We start from the raw sequence: 22,130 nt of genomic DNA, 5'->3' as shown, positions 1-22,130 counted from the left end.
CTATCTGATAACTTTCTAATTTTAAAAGGGTTTAATAAAATGGAATTGTCTTCTCAAATTGGATTGAACATATTGAAATGTTTAGGGTTTGAGTTACCTAATGGTAATAAAGAAATAGATAATAGTGCTGAAAAGTCTGCTGATTTTTTTGTTAATTATCGAGGGGAGAATAAAAAGTTAGATATTTTAGTTGAAGTTAAATTAAAACAATATGACTCTAAGGCTAATAAGGAGCGAGAAGAAAAACTAGAACAAGGAAAGGTACATATAACTCCATCATCCTCTCGTACTACCGAAAGCATTAATACTATTATAAGAAGTGCTAATGAGCAAATTCGTCAATCAAATATAAATATTTCTAGTGATTTTAATATTCTCCTTTTTGTAGCTGCTGGTTATGATTCAGATACTTATAGTGAGCAGCTTCTTAATTCTCTATATGGTTTGGCTAATATTATAAATTGGGATAAAAAGACAGTAAAAAAATGCTATTTTTACCACTATAATGAATTTATTAGAAGGAATTCAATTGACTGTGTAATAGTAGCTGAAAGTAAAAATTTAGATATTTTCAATTTGGAAGAGATAATAAGAGAGTCACTAAATATAGATAATTTTAATATTTCTCTTTGCATCAATCCTTTTTCAGAGAAATTAAGTTTATTAAAAAATGAATTTTTACCTAAAATAAAAGATAGTTATGTCATCAAGAATCCTAATGATGAAATAGAAAGTGGAGAAGCATACTGCCTTGACAAAGAAGATTGGAACCAATTTGGTGCAGAACAAAAAGCATTTTGTGAGAAATATAAAAAAAATCTTAATTTTATAATAAAGTATATGCCAAACCGGTTGCCAATAAACGCATATCTATCTAAAAAATACAAAGAAAATCTTATGAGCATTTCTTGGGAAAATCCTAAATTCACAATTCGCAGGCAAGGTTAGAGTTATGAACAAATCCACCATCCTCCCGCCCGCCATGCTCGGCATTCTCGGCGGCGGTCAATTAGGCAGAATGTTTACCGTTGCCGCCAAAACCATGGGCTACAAAGTAACCGTTCTCGACCCAGATCCGAACGCGCCGGCGGCAGAATTTGCCGACCGCCATTTGTGCGCGCCGTTTGACGATCAAGCCGCTTTGGACGAGTTGGCAAAATGCGCGGCGGTGACCACTGAATTTGAAAACGTCAATGCCGACGCGATGCGCTTTCTGGCAAAACATACCAACGTTTCCCCCAGCGGCGACTGCGTTGCCATCGCGCAAAACCGTATTCAGGAAAAAGCGTGGATACGCAAAGCGGGGCTGCAAACCGCGCCGTATCAAGCGATTTGCCGTTCAGACGACATCAGCGAAGAAAGCGCACAATTCCTGCCCGGCATCCTGAAAACGGCTACTTTGGGCTACGATGGCAAAGGTCAAATCCGCGTCAAAACGGTGGACGAACTCAAAGCCGCGTTTGCCGAACACGGCGGCGTGGATTGTGTTTTGGAAAAAATGGTGGATTTACGCGGCGAAATTTCCGTTATCGTATGCCGTCTGAACGATGAAAACGTGCAAACCTTCGACCCTGCCGAAAACATCCACGAAAACGGCATCCTTGCTTATTCCATCGTTCCTGCGCGGCTGAGTGCCGACGTGCAACAACAGGCGCGGCAGATGGCGCAACGCTTGGCGGACGAATTGGATTATGTCGGCGTGTTGGCGGTGGAAATATTCGTCGTCGGCGACACGCATGAATTGGTCGTCAACGAAATCGCCCCGCGCCCGCACAATTCCGGCCACCATACGCTGGATGCCTGCGCCGCAGACCAGTTCCAGCAGCAGGTACGCATCATGTGCAATCTGCCGCCCGCCGATACAAAGCTGCTTTCTTCATGCTGCATGGCGAATATTTTGGGCGACGTCTGGCAAGAAGACGGCGGCGAACCGAATTGGCTGCCGTTGCAAAGCCATCCGAATGCACACCTGCACCTATACGGCAAAAAAGCCGCGCGGAAAGGGCGCAAAATGGGGCATTTCACCGTTTTGTCTGCCGATGCCGATACTGCTTTTGAAGTGGCGGCTAAACTGCATCAAAGTTTATAATTTGCTAATTTTTAGAATGTTCAGACGACCTCAGAATCAATCAAGGTCGTCTGAAAGCTAGATATAACGTACCGAATCATGAGCCTGTTGACCATACTCCGTCCCGCCACAGTACAAGATTGCCAAGCCATCCATAATGCCCATCTTCATGCCGCCCAATTTGCCTGCATTCGAAGCTACGACGAAAACGTGCTTCAGGCATGGGAGGCGCTATTGGATACTGAAAGCTACCGCCATACCATCGACGATCCGGATAAGGCTTTGTGGGTGGTGGAATACAAAGGGGCCATCCGTGGATTTTTTCAAGTCGATTTTAAGGAAGCGCAATTAGACGCGCTTTATGTGCATCCGATTTTCCACAATCAAGGTTTGGGTACGGCTTTGCTGAGGCGTGCCGAAGAGTTGGCGCACCATGCCGGATTGAGTTTTTTAAAACTTTATGCTTCGCTCAATTCTGTTCCTTTTTACCGCATCAACCGTTATGAGTCTTTGGGTTCTGCGGTATTGCAGTTGAATCGGGAAGTCAAAGTCGAATGCGAATTAATGCGGAAATATCTTTAGTTAGATAGAACCGTAAATTATTTTCCCATTTTCAGACGACCTTGTTTGTAAAAGAGGTCGTCTGAAAATCATTTAGCGTTTCAGGTATCCATTTATGAAAACAGATTTCCAATCTACCCTTCAGGCCTTAGGAAAACAGGCGAAAAAAGAAGCGGAAGAAAAGGCTGCAGCAGAAGCGGCAGCTAAAAAGCAGGAAGCCGAAAATGCGGATTTTGCAAGCATGGTCGGGACGGTAACCCCGTTGAAACAAACTTCGCAATATTATTCTGCTCCGCGCGATAAATCGCCGATAAAGCCGCGTCCGAAAGAAGTATCTTCATTAGATGAAGAAGATTATTTTTATATCGGCAGCGGCGGTTGGGATGAGCCGCCTGCTTCGTTCAGTAAGAACGGGCAAGGTAAAAACGACCTGCAACGCTTGCGTAACGGCCATTATCCCGTCGTTGCTGATGTTGATTTGCACGGCTATACGCAAGAAGAAGCACAACAGGTATTAAATGAATTTATCGTGTTTGTCCAAAAGCGCGGCGTTTGTGCCGAAATTGTCCACGGTAGCGGCTTAGGTTCGGCAGGTTATAAACCTGTTTTAAAAAATATGACGCGCCGTTGGCTGATGCAGCATCCGGATGTTCTTGCCTATATCGAACCTCGCGAGGGTAATGACGGCGCTGTCCGCATCCTTATCAAACGCCGGCATTCGGAGGAGCGGTAAAAAGGTCGTCTGAAATATAGCAGCAAAGCTATTTCAAAAACGGTTAAAAGGTTATTTCGGTTTTGTTCATTTAATTTTCGTTTTTGTGTTAAAAAAGAAAATTAAATGGGGAAAGTTTGATTGTTTTTGAATATATTAAATTGAAATTTGCTAGTTATACCGTTTGCTGATACGATTCGAAGCGAAGCAGATTCAAATAAATTCACCAGTGCGTCTTTTGTTTTTAATCCAGTTTTTAACTGATTGAAAAAATTTAGATTATCTAATTTTATTTGATTTGATTTTAGAAATTTTTCGTTTTTGTACATCAATTTTCGCAAACGAAAACATTAGGGGTATAACCCTCCGTCATTGAATAACACTCAACATAAGGATAGATACTATGTCCACCCAATTACACGATGTTGACCCGATTGAAACCCAAGAGTGGTTGGACGCGTTAAGCTCAGTTCTAGAATACGAAGGCAGCGAACGCGCACAATACCTGTTGGAACATCTGGTTAAATACAGCCGCGACAAAGGCGTCCGTATGCCTCACGGCACAACCACCCCGTATTTGAATACCGTTTCGGTTGAAGACGAAAAAGGCATTCCGGGCGATCAAAACATCGAACACCGCATCCGTGCATTCGTGCGCTGGAACGCCGCCGCCATCGTATTGCGCGCCGGTAAAAAAGATTTGGAGCTGGGTGGTCATATCGCATCTTTCCAATCTGCCGCAACCATGTACGAAGTGGGTTTCAACCACTTCTGGAAAGCTAAAGGCGAAGGCGAAGAAGGTGATTTGGTATTCTTCCAAGGCCACGTTTCTCCAGGTATCTATGCCCGCGCTTTCGTTGAAGGCCGTCTGACTGAAGACCAACTGAACAATTTCCGTCAGGAAGTAGACGGACATGGTCTGCCTTCTTACCCGCACCCGCACTTGCAGCCTGATTTCTGGCAATTCCCGACCGTATCTATGGGCTTGGGTCCGATTATGGCGATTTACCAAGCCCGTTTCCTGAAATACTTGGAATCCCGCGGTCTGGCAAAAACCAAAGGCCGTAAAGTATGGTGTTTCTGCGGCGACGGCGAAATGGACGAACCCGAATCACAAGGCGCCATCGCATTGGCAGCACGTGAAGGTTTGGACAACCTGATTTTCGTCATCAACTGTAACCTGCAACGTTTGGACGGTCCTGTCCGCGGTAACGGCAAAATCATCCAAGAATTGGAAGGTAACTTTGCCGGCGCAGGCTGGAATGTTGTCAAAGTCATTTGGGGTCGCCGTTGGGACCGCCTCTTGGCAAAAGACAAAGACGGTATCCTGCGCAAACGCATGGAAGAATGTTTGGACGGTGACTACCAAACTTACAAATCCAAAGACGGCGCGTACGTGCGCGAACATTTCTTCAATACCCCTGAATTGAAAGCATTGGTCGCCGATATGACCGATGACGAAATTTGGGCATTAAACCGCGGCGGTCACGACCCTCAAAAAGTGTACAACGCTTATGACCGTGCAGCTAACCATGCAGACGGAAAACCTACCGTAATTTTGGCGAAAACCATTAAAGGTTATGGTATGGGTGCATCCGGTGAAGGTCAAAACGTTGCCCACCAAGCCAAAAAAATGGACAAAGCGTCTCTGAAACAATTTCGCGACCGCTTTGACATTCCTGTTACCGACGAGCAAATCGACAGTGGCGATCTGCCTTACCTGACTTTCGCTCCTGACAGTGAAGAGTACAAATACCTGCACGCACGCCGCGAAGCTTTGGGCGGCTACCTGCCTCAACGCAAGCCTACCCAAGAAGTTCTGGAAGTGCCTGAATTGTCAGTATTTGAGACTCAACTGAAATCCAGCGGCGACCGTGAATTCTCAACCACCATGGCTTTCGTCCGCATTCTGTCTACTTTGCTGAAAGACAAAAAAATCGGCAAACGCGTCGTACCTATCGTTCCTGACGAAAGCCGTACCTTCGGTATGGAAGGCATGTTCCGCCAATACGGTATTTGGAACCCGAAAGGCCAACAATACACCCCGCAAGACAAAGACCAACTGATGTTCTATAAAGAGTCTGTTGACGGTCAAATCCTGCAAGAAGGTATTAACGAGCCTGGTGCGATGGCTGACTGGATTGCTGCAGCGACCAGCTATGCCAACAGCGACTTCGCGATGATTCCGTTCTACATTTACTACTCTATGTTCGGTTTCCAACGTGTCGGCGACTTGGCATGGGCTGCTGGCGATATGCACGCGCGCGGCTTCCTGTTGGGCGGTACTGCCGGTCGTACGACCTTGAACGGCGAAGGCCTGCAACACGAAGACGGCCACAGCCATATTCAAGCCGATTTGATCCCGAACTGTGTAACATACGATCCGACCTTCCAATACGAAGTAGCCGTTATCGTACATGATGGCCTGCGCCGTATGTACGTCAACCATGAAGACGTGTTCTACTACATCACCTTGATGAACGAGAACTACACTCACCCGGATATGCCCGAAGGCGTGGAACAAGACATCCTGAAAGGTATGTACTTGCTGAAAGCCGGCGGTAAAGGCGACAAGAAAGTTCAATTGATGGGTTCCGGTACCATCCTGCAAGAAGTGATTGCCGGTGCCGAATTGCTGAAAGCCGACTTCGGCGTAGAAGCAGACATTTGGTCTTGCCCGTCCTTCAACTTGCTGCACCGCGATGCCATCGAAGTAGAACGTTTCAACCGCCTGCATCCGTTGGAAGCTGAAAAAGTACCTTTCGTTACCTCACAACTGCAAGGTCATGACGGTCCGGTTATCGCCGCTACCGACTATATCCGCAGCTATGCCGACCGTATCCGCGCTTACATCCCGAACGACTACCATGTCTTGGGTACCGATGGTTTCGGCCGTTCCGACAGCCGTGCCAACCTGCGCCGCTTCTTCGAAGTGGACCGCTACAACGTTGCCGTGGCAGCATTGAGCGCATTGGCAGAACAAGGCAAAGTCAGCAAAGAAACCGTTCAACAAGCCATCGAAAAATACGGCATCAATGCCGACGTGGCGCCAAGCTGGAAACGCTAATCCTGTTTTCAGACGACCTCAAAGTCAATTTGCTTGCGGGGTTGTCTGAATCAAGAATACGTTGACGGTTTGTATAACGGATAAACCTTGAATTACCGGGCTGCGGGCGTAAGTCGTGCAAAAGGTTCGAAGCGCAGAAAAGCTGTCTTGGAAATGGTTATCCGTGCCGGAAAACATAAGTGATGTCGTCTGAAACTGTTTTTCAGACGACCTCAAACCGAAATCATCAAAGGAACTCAAATGAGTATCGTAGAAATCAAAGTACCCGATATCGGCGGTCATGAAAACGTCGATATCATCGCAGTAGAAGTCAAAGCGGGCGACACCATCGCCGTTGACGACACCCTGATTACTCTGGAAACCGACAAAGCCACTATGGACGTACCTGCCGATGCAGCAGGCGTTGTGAAAGAAGTGAAAGTCAAAGTTGGCGACAAAATCTCCGAAGGCGGTGTGATTCTGACCGTTGAAACCGGTGCTGCCGCTGCTGAAGCCGCTCCGGCTCCTGCGGCTGAAGCACAACCTGCGCCTGCCGCTGTACCCGCTGCCGCTCCCGCAGGCGGTGCAACCGTTAAAGTAGCCGTTCCCGACATTGGCGGTCATACTGGTGTAGATGTAATCGCCGTTGAAGTCAAAGTTGGCGACACCGTTGCCGAAGACGACACGCTGATTACTTTGGAAACCGACAAAGCGACTATGGACGTACCTTGTACTGCCGCCGGTGTCGTTAAAGCCGTATTCCTGAAAGTCGGCGACAAAGTATCCGAAGGTACTGCCATTATCGAAGTGGAAACCGCCGGTTCTGCCGCCGCTCCCGCTCCCGCGCCTGCTCAAGCCGCAGCACCGGCAGCTGCACCTGCTCCGGCTGCTGCGCCTGCCGCCGCTCCGGCTCCTGTTGCCGCACCTGCACCTGCCGCTGCCAAAATCGACGAAGCCGCTTTCGCCAAAGCACACGCGGGTCCTTCCGCACGCAAACTGGCGCGCGAATTGGGTGTAGATCTGGGTCAAGTCAAAGGTACCGGCTTGAAAGGCCGTATCATGGGCGACGACATTAAAGCCTTTGTAAAATCTGTAATGCAAGGCGGTGCGGCGAAACCTGCTGCTGCCGGCGCATCTTTGGGTGGCGGTCTAGACTTGCTGCCGTGGCCTAAAGTGGACTTCTCTAAATTCGGCAATGTCGAAGTTAAAGAATTGTCCCGCATTAAGAAAATTTCCGGTCAAAACCTTTCCCGCAACTGGGTAGTCATCCCGCACGTTACCGTTCACGAAGAAGCGGACATGACCGAATTGGAAGAATTCCGCAAACAGTTGAACAAAGAATGGGAACGCGAAGGCGTGAAACTGTCTCCGTTGGCATTCATCATCAAAGCCTCCGTTTCCGCGCTGAAAGCCTTCCCTGAATTCAACGCTTCTTTGGACGGCGACAATCTGGTTCTGAAAAACTACTTCAACATCGGTTTCGCAGCCGATACGCCGAACGGCTTGGTTGTTCCCGTCATCAAAGATGTAGATCAAAAAGGTCTGAAAGAAATCAGCCAAGAGCTGACCGAATTGTCTAAAAAAGCCCGCGAAGGCAAGCTCAAACCGCAAGAAATGCAAGGCGCATGCTTTACCATTTCCAGCTTGGGCGGCATCGGTGGTACAGGCTTCACTCCGATTGTGAATGCACCTGAAGTCGCTATTTTGGGCGTGTGCAAATCCCAAATCAAACCGGTTTGGAACGGCAAAGAGTTCGCTCCACGCCTGATGTGTCCGTTGAGCCTGTCCTTCGACCACCGCGTCATCGACGGCGCCGCCGGTATGCGCTTCACCGTATTCCTGGCGAACCTGTTGAAAGACTTCCGCCGCATTACCCTGTAATCCGAGCGTATTTCAGACGACCTTCGGTAAATAATCCGACAGGTCGTCTGAAAACAGAAGTCCGAATATCATTCAGAAAGATTAGACATGAGCTTAGTTGAATTGAAAGTGCCCGACATTGGCGGACACGAAAATGTAGATATTATCGCGGTTGAAGTGAACGTAGGCGACACCATCGCCGTTGACGATACCCTGATTACCTTGGAAACCGACAAAGCGACGATGGACGTGCCTGCCGAAGTTGCGGGCGTCGTCAAAGAAGTCAAAGTCAAAGTCGGCGACAAAATCTCCGAAGGCGGCTTGATTGTAGTCGTTGAAGCCGAAGGCGCGGCTGCCGCTCCTAAAGCTGAAGCACCTGCTGCCGCCCCTGCGCAAGAAGCCCCTAAAGCTGCCGCTCCTGCTCCGCAAGCCGCGCAATTTGGCGGTTCTGCCGATGCAGAGTACGACGTGGTCGTATTGGGTGGCGGTCCTGGCGGTTACTCCGCTGCATTTGCAGCTGCTGACGAAGGTCTGAAAGTTGCCATCGTCGAGCGTTACAAAACCTTGGGTGGCGTTTGCTTGAACGTCGGCTGTATCCCTTCTAAAGCCTTGTTGCACAACGCTGCCGTTATCGACGAAGTGCGCCACTTGGCTGCCAACGGCATCAAATACCCCGAGCCTGAACTCGACATCGAAATGCTGCGCGGCTATAAAGACGGCGTGGTTTCCCGCCTGACTACCGGTTTGGCAGGTATGGCAAAAGGCCGTAAAGTGGACGTTATCCAAGGCGACGGTCAATTCTTGGATCCGCATCACTTGGAAGTGTCGCTGACTACCGGCGACGTGTACGAGCAAGCTACGCCTACTGGCGAGAAAAAAATCGTTGCGTTCAAAAACTGTATCATTGCAGCGGGCAGCCGCGTAACCAAGCTGCCGTTTATCCCTGAAGATCCGCGCATCATCGATTCCAGCGGTGCTTTGGCTCTGAAAGAAGTACCGGGCAAGCTGCTGATTATCGGTGGCGGTATCATCGGCCTCGAAATGGGTACGGTTTACAGCACTTTAGGTTCACGCCTTGACGTCGTTGAAATGATGGACGGTTTGATGCAAGGTGCCGACCGCGATTTGGTGAAAGTATGGCAAAAACAAAACGAATACCGTTTTGACAATATCATGATCAACACCAAAACCGTTGCAGTCGAACCGAAAGAAGACGGCGTTTACGTTACCTTCGAAGGAGCGAACGCGCCGAAAGAGCCGCAACGCTACGATGCCGTATTGGTTGCTGCCGGTCGTGCGCCTAACGGCAAACTCATCAGCGCTGAAAAAGCAGGAGTTGCCGTAACCGACCGCGGATTCATCGAAGTCGACAAACAAATGCGTACCAATGTGCCGCACATCTACGCCATCGGCGACATCGTCGGTCAGCCTATGCTGGCACACAAAGCTGTTCATGAAGGCCACGTTGCTGCTGAAAACTGCGCCGGACACAAAGCTTACTTCGACGCACGCGTGATTCCGGGCGTGGCTTACACCGCTCCCGAAGTGGCATGGGTTGGCGAAACCGAATTGTCTGCCAAAGCATCCGGCCGCAAAATCACCAAAGCCAACTTCCCGTGGGCCGCTTCTGGCCGTGCGATTGCCAACGGTTGCGATTCAGGCTTTACCAAGCTGATTTTTGATGCTGAAACCGGCCGTATTATCGGCGGCGGTATCGTCGGCCCGAACGGCGGCGATATGATCGGCGAAATTTGCTTGGCAATCGAAATGGGCTGTGACGCGGCAGACATCGGTAAAACCATCCACCCGCACCCGACTTTGGGCGAATCCATCGGTATGGCTGCCGAAGTGGCGCTGGGTACTTGTACCGACCTGCCGGCTCAAAAGAAAAAATAAGTGTATTCAGTCAGTTGAATTAAACTGCTGATATTACATTTATCAGTCAAAGGTCGTCTGAATCTTTCAGACGACCTTTTCGTCAAACAGAATAGTGGATTATAGTGGATGAACAAGAATGCGTGCCTAAGCTCCAAGTGAGCCATTTAGTCATGCTTTAAAACAGCAAACAAACGAGTTCGGCAGGATTGATACTGTCAGCAGCTTGGCTTATGCTTGTTTATCAACGATAAACCGAACCGTTTAACGGTTGACCCCATACATTCAGAGGTCGTCTGAAACCATATTGAAGAATTTTCAGACGACCTTTCCCCAGTTTTATCAGATACAAGAAATAATTTATGAACGAAATAACTCTGGATTCCACCGTTCCTGAAGCGCACAAACGCTCCATCCGCAGCTTTGTGTTGCGTCAAGGGCATATGACTGCGGCGCAGCAGCGTGCCATTGATACGATGTGGCCGCAATTCGGCATCGATTACCAAGATTCCGTGTTGGACTTGAATCAGCGTTTCGGCAGCGACCGTCCCAAGGTGTTGGAAATCGGTTTCGGCATGGGCGTGGCGACTGTTGAAATTGCCAAGCGCCTGCCTGATACCGACTTTTTGGCGATTGATGTGCACGGTCCCGGCGTCGGCAACATTCTGAAATTGATTGAAGAAGAACACATCGGCAATATCCGCGTGATGCGGCACGATGCGGTCGAAGTGGTGGAAAATATGCTTTCAGACGACGTGCTCGACGGCATCCACATTTTCTTTCCCGACCCTTGGCACAAAAAACGCCATAACAAACGCCGCTTGGTGCAAACGCCGTTTGTGCAGAAACTGCTGCCCAAGTTGAAAGTCGGCGGCTATATCCATCTGGCGACCGACTGGGAAGAATACGCGCAGCAGATGCTGGAAGTGTTGAGCGGTTTTGACAATTTGCAAAATACCGCCGCCGATTACGCGCCCACGCCCGACTACCGTCCCGAAACGAAATTTGAAGCCCGCGGCAAACGTTTGGGGCACGGCGTTTGGGATTTGGTTTTCAAACGCATCAAATAAACCGATTGGAGAATTTTCCATGTTTACAGGTATCGTCCAAGGTATCGGCGAAATCATCGCCATCCGCGAACCGTCCGCCGATTTCCGTACCCATGTCGTCAAGCTGCCCGATGGGATGACCGAGCATCTGCAAATCGGCGCATCCGTCGCCAACAACGGCTGCTGCCTGACCATCACCCAAATCGACGGCGATACGGTCAGCTTTGATTTGATGAAAGAAACCTTGGAAAAGACCAATTTAGGTCGTCTGAAAACAGGCGATACGGTTAATCTCGAACGTGCCGCCCGTTTCGGCGATGAAATCGGCGGACACGTCATGAGTGGGCATATCATGACGACTACGCAGATTACGCGGATAGAACGCAGCGAGTTTAACCGCACAGTATGGTTTGCACTGCCGACTGAACTCAAACCCTATATTTTGAGCAAAGGCTTTGTCGGCTTGGACGGTTGCAGCCTGACCATAGGCGACGTTACCGAAACAGAATTCAATGTCCACCTGATTCCGGAAACTCTAACGCGCACTTTGTTTGGCAGCCGGAAAGAGGGCGACATCATCAATATCGAAATCGATCCGCAAACCCAAGCCGTTGTCGATACCGTGATGCGCGTGATGGCGCAGCAAAATCCTGCCACAACAGGACAATAGGGATATATATGAAACTCGCCGCCTTTTTGCAAAAAGCCTATTCCGTTTTGAACCGTCTTGATTTGGTGTTGCCCGAAGAACCTGGTAAAACCGATTGGAACGCTTTGGCATACCGTTGGCACAGCGTTGGTAAAAAAGGGATTTTGGAGAGCCTGCCAAACCCGCATACATTCCCGCTTGACCGTCTGGCTGCCGTCGGGACGCAAACCGAAAAGCTCAAACGCAATACCGAGCAGTTTTTGGCAGGCCGTTCTGCGAATAATGTTTTGATGAGCGGCTCGCGTGGAACGGGCAAATCCTCACTGGTCAAAGCCCTGTTGCACGAATATGCCGACCAAGGGCTGCGCTTGATTGAAGTTGATAAGAGCGATTTGGTCAGTCTGCCCGCGCTGCTTTCCTTGTTGAAAGACCGTCCCGAAAAATTCATCGTATTCTGCGATGACCTATCGTTTGAAACCGGTGATGAAACCTACAAAGCCCTAAAAACCGCATTGGACGGCGGTTTGTCGCAAAGATGCAGCAACGTGTTGGTGTACGCGACGTCCAACCGGCGCCACCTGATGCCTGAATATATGGATGAAAATATCGGGACAACGGGTATACGCGGCGAAATCCATCAAAAAGAGGCTGTCGAAGAAAAAATTTCCCTGTCCGACCGTTTCGGTTTGTGGTTGAGTTTTTATCCGTTTGATCAAAACGACTACCTCCAAGCGGTTGAAAATTGGTTGGATGATTTCGGCGTGGATTTTGATGAAACGGCACACAAGGCGGCATTGCAATGGGCGCAAATGCGCGGTAACCGCTCGGGACGTTCGGCTTGGCAGTTTGCGTGCGATTGGGCAGGGCGTTTGCCGGAACAACGGGTTTTGGATTGAGTTTTTGGGAAATAGGTCTGCCGTACTGAAATCTGCGGGAGGATAAGGGTAGGGAAAGCCTTTTCCGGTTCAATTGCTTCCGGCCGCATCGCTTTGAATCGCCATATCGTTTAAAAGGTCGTCTGAAACAGGATTTCAGACGACCTTTTTGTACGGACCAATCAGGAAAGCGATATGTCAGCGAAGGCAGGAAGAAAGCCAAATCTGGCGTTGGCGAGGATTGAGCAGGTGGTAGAAGCGGTGTTGGATTTCCAATTCTTCCACGGCGAAATCCATGCTCGACAAGTAGCGGGTTTCGACATAATCGCGGGCATTGTTTTGATCGAAATTATCTGCCGCAAGGATTTTCATAATGACTTGGCGGCGGTTACGGTCTGTGCGGACGAGTTTGCGATATGCCTTGTCCGATGCCTGTTTGTAATCATTACGGATACGGCGCAAAGCATTGTGTTGGTCTTGCGTCAGATTAAGGGAGCGGATGTCGCAATTTGCTTGAAAATCGTCCAGCTTGATATATTGGGGGCCGGCGTGCGCTTGACCGACAGCCGTCAGCAGCGCAACCGATAATGCACAGAGGGGTAAATAAGATTTGAATCCGACAGACACAGCGTTTTCCTAGTTTCCGTAACCGCGCAAATATACCCGATTAGCGTGTGAAAGGCAGTATCCCTCCAGTTAACTTTTGTTAACTTCATATCTTTATTTTATTTCTGACAAAACATATCCTTAACCTATAATTATTTATGCATATGCTTACTTTTGTTAAATATTAACAATGCATAGTTAGTGTTACGTGAGGCGTTGGTGGTAGAATACGAAAAATTATCCGTTTATCAAACCACACCATCCGACTGGATTTCTATGAAACAAAAATTCCGTATTGCGCCCAGTATCTTATCCGCCGATTTTGCCCGTTTGGGCGAGGAAGTAACGAAAGTTATCGAAGCGGGAGCCGATTTGATCCATTTCGACGTGATGGACAATCATTATGTGCCGAACCTGACTTTCGGCCCTATGGTCTGCGCGGCGTTGAAGCCTTATGCCACCGTGCCGATTGATGTGCATCTGATGGTCGAACCCGTTGACGATCTGATTCAGGCATTTGCCAAAGCAGGGGCGTCGATTATCACGTTTCATCCCGAAGCCAGCCGCCATGTCGACCGCAGCCTCAGCCTGATTAAAGATGCGGGCTGTCAGGCAGGATTGGTATTGAATCCGGCAACTCCCGCCTACGTTTTGGAAAACGTATTGGACAGGCTGGACATGGTATTGTTGATGTCGGTCAATCCCGGTTTCGGCGGACAAAGCTTCATCCCGCACACCCTTGAAAAAATCCGTCAGGTGCGGGCGATGTTAGATCGGTACGAAGCGCAAAGCGGGCGGCACATCGCCATCGAAGTGGACGGCGGCATCAAAACCGACAATATCGCTGCCGTTGCGGCGGCGGGTGCCGATACTTTTGTGGCAGGTTCGGCCATTTTTGGCAAGCCGAACTATAAAACGGTGATTACCGAAATGCGCGGACAACTGGCGCAACTTGGTTGAGTTAGCTTTGAGTTCGTCTGAAAACAAATGTAGCGGATTTTGCGAAAAGCAAAATCATCATGTAGATATAGATTTTAAGGTTTTATTATGAAAAATTATTGGTTTCAAAAAAGTTTGAAATTTGTTGCGGTAGCGGTTTTTGCAGTATCTCCGCTGACCGTGTCAGCGCATGGGATGCATAAGCATAAACCTTTATCATTGGAAGAATTGCCGGAAATCTGCCGCCAATATTTCGCGCGCGCAGATGTATGCTATAAAAAAGCAGGCAAGAAAGCCGATTTCCAACGCAACAATACGAAATTTTTATTCCAAGCGTTGCCTGCGGCAGATTTGGGACAACGGCAACGTATGTGTCAAATTGCGATGGATTCGTTCAAAGAGAAAACAAGCAATCTTCATTGCGAATAGGATCGCCCGTTATTTTTCAGACGACGCTTGTATGAAAACAGGCTGCACAAAACTGTTTTGTATGGTAAAGTTTGCTTTTAATAACTCGGCGGTTTAAAGCCGTCATTCAGGGGCTGTTTGAATTTAAAATCAGATTTGTTGGAAACGCTGCATCGTTTGCGCGGCGTATTTCGAGAAGCGGGCTGTGTGTCCGTCTGGTTTTAAATTCAAGCAGCCCTTTGCGTTTACAAAAACAGATAGAAGGTAGATTCCCATGCAATCTTGGCAGCTTCCCGAACATGTTGCCGATGTGTTGCCGACCAACGCCCGACAGTTGGAAAGCGCGCGAGAGCAGTTGTTGACTTTGTTCCGAGTGCACGGTTACGAGCTGGTACAGCCACCGCTGATGGAATACAGCCATTCCCTGCTGACGCACATTGACGCGGGTTTGTCTTTGAAAACCATTTTGGTGGTCGATCAGCTGAGCGGTCGGCAGTTGGGCATCCGCGCCGACATTACGCCGCAAGTGGCGCGTATCGATGCGCATCTTTTGTCCGCCAATCAAGGGATTAACCGATTGTGTTACGCAGGCCCTGTGTTGCACGCGCGGCCGGAAGGTTTGCTCAATATGCGCGAACCTTTGCAGGCGGGAGCGGAGATGTATGGTTTCGCCGACATCCGGGCGGATATCGAACTGATTGACCTGATGCTCAAAAGCATGAAGCTTGCCGATATAGGCGAGGTTTTGCTGTCGCTGGGCCACATTGGCGTATTCCGCGCTTTGTCCGATGCGGCGCATTTGGATGCGGAGCAGTCCGCAACGCTGCTTGCGTTGATGCAGGATAAAGATACCGAGGCGGTTGAAGCGCAGGTTAAGGCTTGGAAGCTGGACGGCATGTGGGCGAAAGCATTTTCGCTGCTGCCGCGTCTGTATGGCGGACGGGAAGTGTTGTCCGCGGCGCGCGAACGATTGCCGGATTTGTCGGCAGTCGGCAGCGCGTTGGACGAATTGCAGGCAGTGTGCGACGCATTTCCAAATCAGAAAGTCCATATCGATTTATCCGAACTGCGCGTCGACAATTATCACACCGGCTTGCTGTATGCGGCATACGGTTCCAATTTCCATGACGCGGTCGCACGGGGCGGGCGTTATGACGGATTGGGCGAATATTTCGGCCGTGCGCGTCCGGCAACGGGATTCAGTTTCGACTTGCGCAGCTTTATCGGACGTTTGCCCGCCATTGAGCGGCAGCCCGTCGTCTTGGTTGATGCGGACGATGCCGAAGCGGCGCGCGAAGCAGTCGAAGCCTTGCGTGAACAAGGGCAGTGTATCGTTATCGACTACGGTATCGGACACAACGCTTCGGAAGAGGTTACAGGTCGTCTGAAAAAGGCGGACGGCGTTTGGCAGGTTGAGAAACTTTAAATACCCATTCATAGCGGATTAAAGGCAAATCAGGGCAGGGCGCAAAGCCGTCTTGGTTTGAAGTTGATTCACGATAATTTTTTAATATTAATAGGTTATATGGCTATGGCTAAAAATGTTGTAGTGATCGGCGCCCAGTGGGGCGATGAAGGCAAAGGTAAAATCGTTGACTGGTTGGCGGAAGAAACCAGCGGTGTCGTGCGTTTCCAAGGTGGACACAATGCTGGACACACTTTGGTCGTCGGCGGCAAGAAAACCATTTTGCGCCTGATTCCGAGCGGCATTCTGCATGAAAGTCTGGACTGCTTCATCGGCTCGGGCGTTGTCGTTTCCCCCGAAGCATTGTTGGGCGAAATTGACGAGCTGAACGCAGCAGGCGTGAAAAACGTTGAAGGTCGTCTGAAAATCGCGCCGACCTGCCCGCTGATCCTGCCTTACCACATTGCGCTCGACCAAGCCCGCGAAGCTTCGCGCGGCAAAGGCAAAATCGGTACAACCGGCCGCGGCATCGGCCCTGCCTACGAAGACAAAGTGGCACGCCGCGCCATCCGCGTCGTCGATTTGCTGCATCCTGAAAAACTGCGTGAAAAACTGGATGCCATCCTCGCTTATTACAACGTTCAACTGCAACATCTGCACAATGCCGAGCCGGTGAAAGCAGACGACGTGATGGCGGTTATCGAAAAAGTCGCGCCGCGCATTACGCCGATGATTACCGACGTATCCCGCGTGTTGAACGAGAAAAACAAAAACGGCGAAAAACTGCTGTTTGAAGGCGCACAAGGCACGCTGTTGGACATCGACTACGGTACTTACCCCTTCGTTACTTCGTCTAACTGTCTCGCTGGAGCCGCTTCCGCAGGCGCGGGCGTAGGTCCGCAAATGCTGGATTATGTTTTGGGTATTGTCAAAGCCTATACCACGCGCGTCGGCTCAGGTCCGTTCCCGACTGAATTGTTTGATGAAGTTGGCGCAGGTTTGGCAGAACGCGGACACGAATTCGGCTCCGTAACCGGCCGCGCCCGCCGCTGCGGTTGGTTTGATGCCGCCGCGTTGAAACGCTCCATCCAAGTCAACGGCATTTCCGGTATGTGTATCACCAAGCTGGACGTAATGGACGGCATTGAAACCATCAATATCTGCGTCGGCTACGAATTGCCCGACGGCAGCAAAACTGACATCCTGCCTTGCGGTTCCGATGCGGTAGAAACCTGCAAACCGATTTACGAAACCATGCCCGGCTGGAGCGAATCCACTTTCGGCGTGAAAAGCTATGACGCATTGCCTGCCAATGCCAAAGCATATTTGAAACGCATCGAAGAAGTCTGCGGCGCACCGGTAGCCATCGTCTCCACCGGTCCAGACCGCGAAGAAACCATCGTTTTGCATCATCCGTTCGCATAAGGGTTTGATTGTAAAAGGTCGTCTGAAAACTTGGGTTTTCAGACGACCTTTTTGTATTGATAACCGATTTACCGTCAATCCAATCACTCTGCTTTCGTTGCATTTTTTATGAAAAGAATCGTCTGAAAAATCGACTGCGGTTTTCAGACGACCCCTTGCTCAATCCAATCACTTGCACACGGCGGATACTTTGATTTCGACCGCCCATTCCGGTTTGGCGAGTTTGGCTTCGATACAGGCGCGGGCAGGGGCGCGGCCGGGGGCTGTCCAGGCATCCCAGGCTTCGTTCATGGCGGCGTAGTCGTTCATGTCGGTCAGGAAGATGGTGGCTTCGAGGATGTGTGCCTTGTCGGAACCGCATTCTTCGAGCCAATGGTCGATTTGCGCCAAGACGTTTTCGGTTTGGGCTTTGGCATCGGCTTCGGGATTTTCGGGAACCATGCCTGAGAGGAAGACGAATCCTCCAGCGCAGACGGCTTCGGAGTAGCGTTCGGTGGTACCGAGGTATCGGATATTCATTTGATATTCCTTGAGGTTGTGGCATGCGGGGCATTCTGTCCTGTTGTCGGATTTCGGTTTTCCGATTTTGTCGGAACAGGATGGCGGATATTGGGCAGGGGCTTATGGTAACATTCAGCTTGATTGTCTGCCACAGCAGGCGGGCTGTTTTGTTGTTTTTGAAAAGATGCGGAAACTATTTTTACGCGTCATTGTCATATTGGTTTTAGGTCGTCTGAATAATATTGGAACTGCATCATGAGCAAAAATACCGATTATCCGGTTACTTCTGCCGTCCGTTTCCTGCGTACACATAAAATTGATTTTGAGCCTTATATTTATGTTTATGAGGAACACGGCGGGACAGGGCAGTTTGCACAGTTGTTCGGTGTGGACGAGCATCAGGTGGTCAAAACCATCGTGCTGCAAAACGAAGCGAAGAAAGGGCTGGTTGTCGTGATGCACGGCGACAAGCAGATTTCCACCCGAAATCTGGCGCGCGATTTGGGCATGAAACACATCGAGCCTGCCGATCCGAAACAGGCAAACAAATGGACGGGCTATCTGGTGGGTGGGACGACGCCCTTCGGTATGAAAACCCGGTTGCCTGTGTATGTTGAAAAAAGTATTTGGGATTTGGAGAAAGTTTATATCAACGGCGGCAAGCGCGGATTTATTATCGGTGTCAGTCCGCAGGCTTTGCGGGCTTTGAATCCGCAGGATGTACAGGTCGCCGTCTAAAGGGATGCAAAACGGTTTTAAGTCGGGAAACGCAGATTCGGGCAAATTTGAAGGTTTTATAAAAAGAACACAATGCCTGATTTTATATCTGTTTTCATTCTGTCAAACAGCCTGTTAGCGTGATTTCACGGTATCGGGCTTTGGCAAACACAAACCAAAGAGGCATACCCTAATATGGAAAACCGTAATTTTTATGAAATTCTCGGCATTTCGGCGGATGCGGACATTGCAGAAATCAGAAAAGCCTATCGCGATTCGGCAATGAAATACCATCCCGATCGTAATCCCGGCAATCCCGAAGCGGAAGAGCGTTTTAAGGAAATCCGTCAGGCTTACGATACGCTGGTCGATCCCGAACGTCGGGCATGGTACGACGAGTCGCTCCGTGAATTCAGCGGTAAAGGCGGGCAGGCCGCCAGCCAGCAGACCGGTAGCGAGCATACGGCGGAAGCGCCGCGCCAAGACGGCGACCGTACTTACGTAATGGCGATGTATGCCCTGTTTGCGTTAGGTTTTGCCACCTTCGTCATGCCGGTTGCCGGCATCATTTTGGCGTATGTAAAACGAGGCGACATGGGCGACTCGGTTTATAATAACCACGCAGACTATCTGATTAAAACCTTCTGGGGCGGTCTGGTGGGATTTATATTGAGCAAAATCACCGCGTTTATCGGCATCGGCTACGTGCTGCTGTTTTTGGTATCGGTTTGGTTTGCTTACCGACTGGCGGCAGGTTTTATCAAGCTGACGAATAACAAGCGTATGCCTTTGGATACTTGGTTCTAAGCGCAATTGCCGCTTTGCTTTCAGACGACCTTGGCATTTAGGGGTCGTCTGAAATTTTTGTATGGCTCGTTTGCGGGAAACTAAATATCAAAACAGGACACAAAGAAAGTCGTCTGAAAATTTGTCCTCGCATCCGACACACTCAATCAAAGGAAAAACATGATTTATTTATTGGCAAGCATACTGTGCAGCGTGTCTGTGTCGGTATTGCTCAAATTGGCGCGTAAGAACAAAATCGACGTCGCGCAGGCGGTGGCGGTAAACTACATCGTCGCAGTAGCGCTGACGGCTTGGGTGTTGAAACCCGATTTGAGCAACCCGAAAGCCTTTTTGCCGACTTGGTGGCTGTTTGGCGCGTTGGGCGTGCTGCTGCCTTCGGTGTTTGTGATTATGGGCAAGGCGGTTGACGCGGCAGGTATCGTCAAGTCTGATGCGGCGCAGCGTTTGTCTTTGATATTGCCGATTATTTCCGCGTTCGTCATTTTTGGCGAAGCCTTGACCGAAGGGCGGCTGATAGGCATTGTTTTGGCGTTTGTGGCTTTGTTCTGCCTGTTGTGGAAAGCCGACGGCGGCAAGAAATCGAGCGGATTGGGCACGCAAATCACGCTGCTCGCAGGTGTTTGGGCGGGCTACGGCATCATCGACATCCTCTTCAAACAGCTCGCCAAAAGCGGTACGGCGTTTTCCGGCAACCTCTTGGTCGCCTTCAGCCTCGCCGGTATTTTGATGTTCGGCTATCTTTTCTCCCAATCGACCAAATGGACGAAAGAAGGCATTATCGGCGGTATCGTCTTGGGAGGTTTGAATTTTGCCAATATCGTTACCTACATCACTGCCCACCAAATGATGAAAGACAACCCGACGCTGGTCTTCGCAGGCATGAACATCGGTGTCATTGTTTTGGGAACGCTGGTCGGCGCGATGGCGTTTAAAGAAAAAATCAGCAGCATCAACGCCGCAGGCATCAGCGTCGCCGTCTGCGCCATCGCCTGTTTGTTTTACTGGCCGCAGATACGGGGACTTATCGGTATGTAAGCATGTAAAAAGGTCGTCTGAAAAAGGTTTCAGACGACCTTTTACCTTTCGGGTGGGAGTGTTTTTCCTGCTTTGATAACAACGGCGCATTTGCAGCTAGACAACCCATGCAAAACGGTCTAATGTTCCGCCTGCATATGCATATACTTGATAAACCAACGAATGAGAAGGTAAGAGAAATGACTGTCCGTATCGAACACGATTTGCTGGGCGACCGCGAAATTCCCGCCGAGGCGTATTGGGGTATCCATACTTTGCGCGCGGTGGAAAACTTTAAAATTTCCAATCAAAAAATTTCCGACGTGCCGCAGTTTGTCCGCAGCATGGTGATGGTGAAAAAAGCAACCGCGCAGGCAAACGGCGAATTGGGCGCAGTAAAACCCGAAATCGCCGCTGCCATTGAAAAGGCTTGCGACGAAGTGTTACTCAAAGGCCGCTGCCTCGACCAATTCCCGTCCGACGTGTATCAGGGCGGCGCGGGGACTTCGGTCAACATGAATACTAATGAAGTCATCGCCAACCTTGCTTTGGAAGTGTTGGGCTACGAAAAAGGTCGCTACGACATCGTTAACCCGATGGACCATGTGAACGCCAGCCAGTCCACCAACGACGCGTATCCGACCGGCTTCAGGCTGGCGGTGTATTACAGCGTCGGCGGCCTGCTGGAAAAACTGGCGTTGCTGAAGGACGCATTTGCCGCCAAGGCCGATGAATTTAAAGATGTTTTGAAAATGGGGCGCACCCAGCTTCAAGATGCCGTACCGATGACGGCGGGGCAGGAATTCCAATCTTTCCAAGTGTTGCTGGAAGAAGAGATTCTGAATCTGGACCGCACGCGCGCCTTGTTGTTGGAAGTCAACTTGGGCGCGACCGCCATCGGCACGGGTGTGAACACGCCGAAAGGCTACGCGGCTTTGGCGGTGAAAAAATTGTCCGAAGTCAGCGGCTTGGATTGCAAACTGACTGAAAACCTGATTGAAGCGACTTCCGACTGCGGCGCGTATGTGATGGTACACGGCGCATTGAAGCGCACGGCGGTGAAATTATCGAAAATCTGTAACGACTTACGCCTCTTGTCGTCCGGCCCGCGCGCCGGTTTGAAAGAGATTAACCTGCCGGAAATGCAGGCAGGCTCGTCGATTATGCCCGCCAAAGTCAATCCCGTGATTCCCGAAGTGGTCAACCAAGTCTGCTTCAAAGTCATCGGCAACGACACCACCATAACCTTCGCCGCCGAAGCGGGGCAGTTGCAATTAAACGTGATGGAGCCGGTCATCGCGCAATGTATGTTTGAAACCATCTCCCTCTTGGGCAACGCAGCCGTAAACCTCGCCGAGAAATGCGTCAAAGGCATCACCGTCAACCGCGAAATCTGCGAACGCTATGTGTTCAACTCCATCGGTCTGGTTACTTATCTGAACCCGTATATCGGACACGGCAACGGCGATTTGGTCGGCAAAATCTGCGCCCAAACTGGCAAAGGCGTGCGCGAAGTCGTACTCGAACGCGGTCTCTTGAGCGAAGCGGAACTCGACCGCATCCTGTCGCCCGAAAACCTGATGAACCCGCATTTGTAAGATAGGATATAAGGG

At 50.0% G+C, this 22,130-nt stretch carries 20 protein-coding genes; 18 read left to right on the top strand and 2 right to left on the bottom strand.

The window, feature by feature from the left end; all coding sequences use genetic code 11:
* Positions 1-39 precede the first annotated feature (39 nt).
* The 10 genes from J7445_RS04585 to J7445_RS04540 all read left to right on the top strand — a co-directional run bounded on the left by J7445_RS04585 (position 40) and on the right by J7445_RS04540 (position 12,716).
* Entirely contained in the window at positions 40-948 is a 909-nt protein-coding gene (locus J7445_RS04585; protein WP_070654554.1) for a hypothetical protein, read from the top strand.
* Positions 949-952: 4 nt separating this feature from the next.
* Positions 953-2,089, top strand: a complete 1,137-nt coding sequence (locus tag J7445_RS04580; protein WP_209283206.1) for a 5-(carboxyamino)imidazole ribonucleotide synthase — start codon at positions 953-955, stop codon at positions 2,087-2,089.
* A 78-nt stretch (positions 2,090-2,167) separates the two neighbouring features.
* A complete protein-coding gene (locus tag J7445_RS04575) occupies positions 2,168-2,650 on the top strand; it encodes a GNAT family N-acetyltransferase (protein ID WP_016687430.1) in 483 nt (160 codons plus the stop codon).
* 94 nt (positions 2,651-2,744) lie between these two features.
* Complete coding sequence (locus J7445_RS04570; RefSeq protein ID WP_019271331.1) at positions 2,745-3,362, top strand: Smr/MutS family protein; 618 nt, start codon at positions 2,745-2,747, stop codon at positions 3,360-3,362.
* Positions 3,363-3,744: 382 nt separating this feature from the next.
* A complete protein-coding gene (gene aceE, locus J7445_RS04565) occupies positions 3,745-6,408 on the top strand; it encodes a pyruvate dehydrogenase (acetyl-transferring), homodimeric type (protein WP_070654550.1) in 2,664 nt (887 codons plus the stop codon).
* Positions 6,409-6,648: 240 nt separating this feature from the next.
* Positions 6,649-8,268, top strand: a complete 1,620-nt coding sequence (gene aceF / locus J7445_RS04560) for a dihydrolipoyllysine-residue acetyltransferase (RefSeq protein ID WP_070654548.1) — start codon at positions 6,649-6,651, stop codon at positions 8,266-8,268.
* Positions 8,269-8,355: 87 nt separating this feature from the next.
* Complete coding sequence (lpdA, locus tag J7445_RS04555) at positions 8,356-10,143, top strand: dihydrolipoyl dehydrogenase (RefSeq protein WP_019271335.1); 1,788 nt, start codon at positions 8,356-8,358, stop codon at positions 10,141-10,143.
* Between the two features lie 341 nt (positions 10,144-10,484).
* Positions 10,485-11,192, top strand: a complete 708-nt coding sequence (trmB, locus tag J7445_RS04550; RefSeq protein ID WP_070654546.1) for a tRNA (guanosine(46)-N7)-methyltransferase TrmB — start codon at positions 10,485-10,487, stop codon at positions 11,190-11,192.
* Positions 11,193-11,211: 19 nt separating this feature from the next.
* Entirely contained in the window at positions 11,212-11,841 is a 630-nt protein-coding gene (locus J7445_RS04545) for a riboflavin synthase (RefSeq protein WP_070654544.1), read from the top strand.
* Positions 11,842-11,849: 8 nt separating this feature from the next.
* Positions 11,850-12,716: an ATP-binding protein gene (locus J7445_RS04540; RefSeq protein ID WP_070654542.1), complete on the top strand. Its 867-nt coding sequence runs from the start codon at positions 11,850-11,852 to the stop codon at positions 12,714-12,716.
* A 177-nt stretch (positions 12,717-12,893) separates the two neighbouring features.
* Here J7445_RS04540 and J7445_RS04535 read toward each other — a convergent pair whose 3' ends face one another.
* Positions 12,894-13,322: a Spy/CpxP family protein refolding chaperone gene (locus J7445_RS04535; protein ID WP_003767916.1), complete on the bottom strand. Its 429-nt coding sequence runs from the start codon at positions 13,320-13,322 to the stop codon at positions 12,894-12,896.
* Positions 13,323-13,577: 255 nt separating this feature from the next.
* Here J7445_RS04535 and rpe point away from each other — a divergent pair, with 255 nt between their 5' ends.
* The 4 genes from rpe to J7445_RS04515 all read left to right on the top strand — a co-directional run bounded on the left by rpe (position 13,578) and on the right by J7445_RS04515 (position 17,478).
* Positions 13,578-14,261 (top strand): ribulose-phosphate 3-epimerase, encoded by a 684-nt coding sequence (gene rpe / locus J7445_RS04530; RefSeq protein WP_019271339.1) that lies wholly within the window; start codon positions 13,578-13,580, stop codon positions 14,259-14,261.
* 87 nt (positions 14,262-14,348) lie between these two features.
* Positions 14,349-14,669: a hypothetical protein gene (locus tag J7445_RS04525; protein WP_003742528.1), complete on the top strand. Its 321-nt coding sequence runs from the start codon at positions 14,349-14,351 to the stop codon at positions 14,667-14,669.
* Positions 14,670-14,922: 253 nt separating this feature from the next.
* A complete protein-coding gene (locus J7445_RS04520; RefSeq protein WP_070654541.1) occupies positions 14,923-16,074 on the top strand; it encodes an ATP phosphoribosyltransferase regulatory subunit in 1,152 nt (383 codons plus the stop codon).
* A 105-nt stretch (positions 16,075-16,179) separates the two neighbouring features.
* On the top strand, positions 16,180-17,478 hold the full coding sequence (locus J7445_RS04515; RefSeq protein ID WP_070654539.1) for an adenylosuccinate synthase: 1,299 nt from the start codon (positions 16,180-16,182) through the stop codon (positions 17,476-17,478).
* A gap of 168 nt (positions 17,479-17,646) precedes the next feature.
* On the opposite strand, the gene J7445_RS04510 is transcribed toward J7445_RS04515, so the two are convergent.
* Positions 17,647-17,997: a RidA family protein gene (locus J7445_RS04510; protein WP_016687444.1), complete on the bottom strand. Its 351-nt coding sequence runs from the start codon at positions 17,995-17,997 to the stop codon at positions 17,647-17,649.
* Positions 17,998-18,234: 237 nt separating this feature from the next.
* Between J7445_RS04510 and ybaK the strand changes: the two genes are divergently transcribed.
* The 4 genes from ybaK (at position 18,235) to aspA (ending at position 22,115) form a co-directional block, all read left to right on the top strand.
* Positions 18,235-18,717 (top strand): Cys-tRNA(Pro) deacylase, encoded by a 483-nt coding sequence (gene ybaK, locus J7445_RS04505; RefSeq protein WP_070654537.1) that lies wholly within the window; start codon positions 18,235-18,237, stop codon positions 18,715-18,717.
* 174 nt (positions 18,718-18,891) lie between these two features.
* The gene (locus tag J7445_RS04500; protein ID WP_070654535.1) at positions 18,892-19,503 is read left to right on the top strand and encodes a DnaJ domain-containing protein; all 612 of its coding nucleotides are present in this window, start codon (positions 18,892-18,894) and stop codon (positions 19,501-19,503) included.
* A 159-nt stretch (positions 19,504-19,662) separates the two neighbouring features.
* Positions 19,663-20,538 carry a DMT family transporter gene (locus J7445_RS04495; RefSeq protein WP_070654533.1) on the top strand — a complete coding sequence of 292 codons (876 nt, stop codon included), beginning with the start codon at positions 19,663-19,665 and terminating at the stop codon, positions 20,536-20,538.
* Positions 20,539-20,717: 179 nt separating this feature from the next.
* Positions 20,718-22,115: an aspartate ammonia-lyase gene (aspA, locus tag J7445_RS04490; protein ID WP_070654531.1), complete on the top strand. Its 1,398-nt coding sequence runs from the start codon at positions 20,718-20,720 to the stop codon at positions 22,113-22,115.
* The last annotated feature ends 15 nt before the right edge of the window (positions 22,116-22,130 follow it).

It is taken from the genome of Neisseria sicca (genome assembly GCF_017753665.1).
In the GTDB taxonomy this organism is placed as follows: Bacteria; Pseudomonadota; Gammaproteobacteria; order Burkholderiales; family Neisseriaceae; genus Neisseria; species Neisseria flava.
This window is presented reverse-complemented; position numbering and strand designations above follow the sequence as displayed.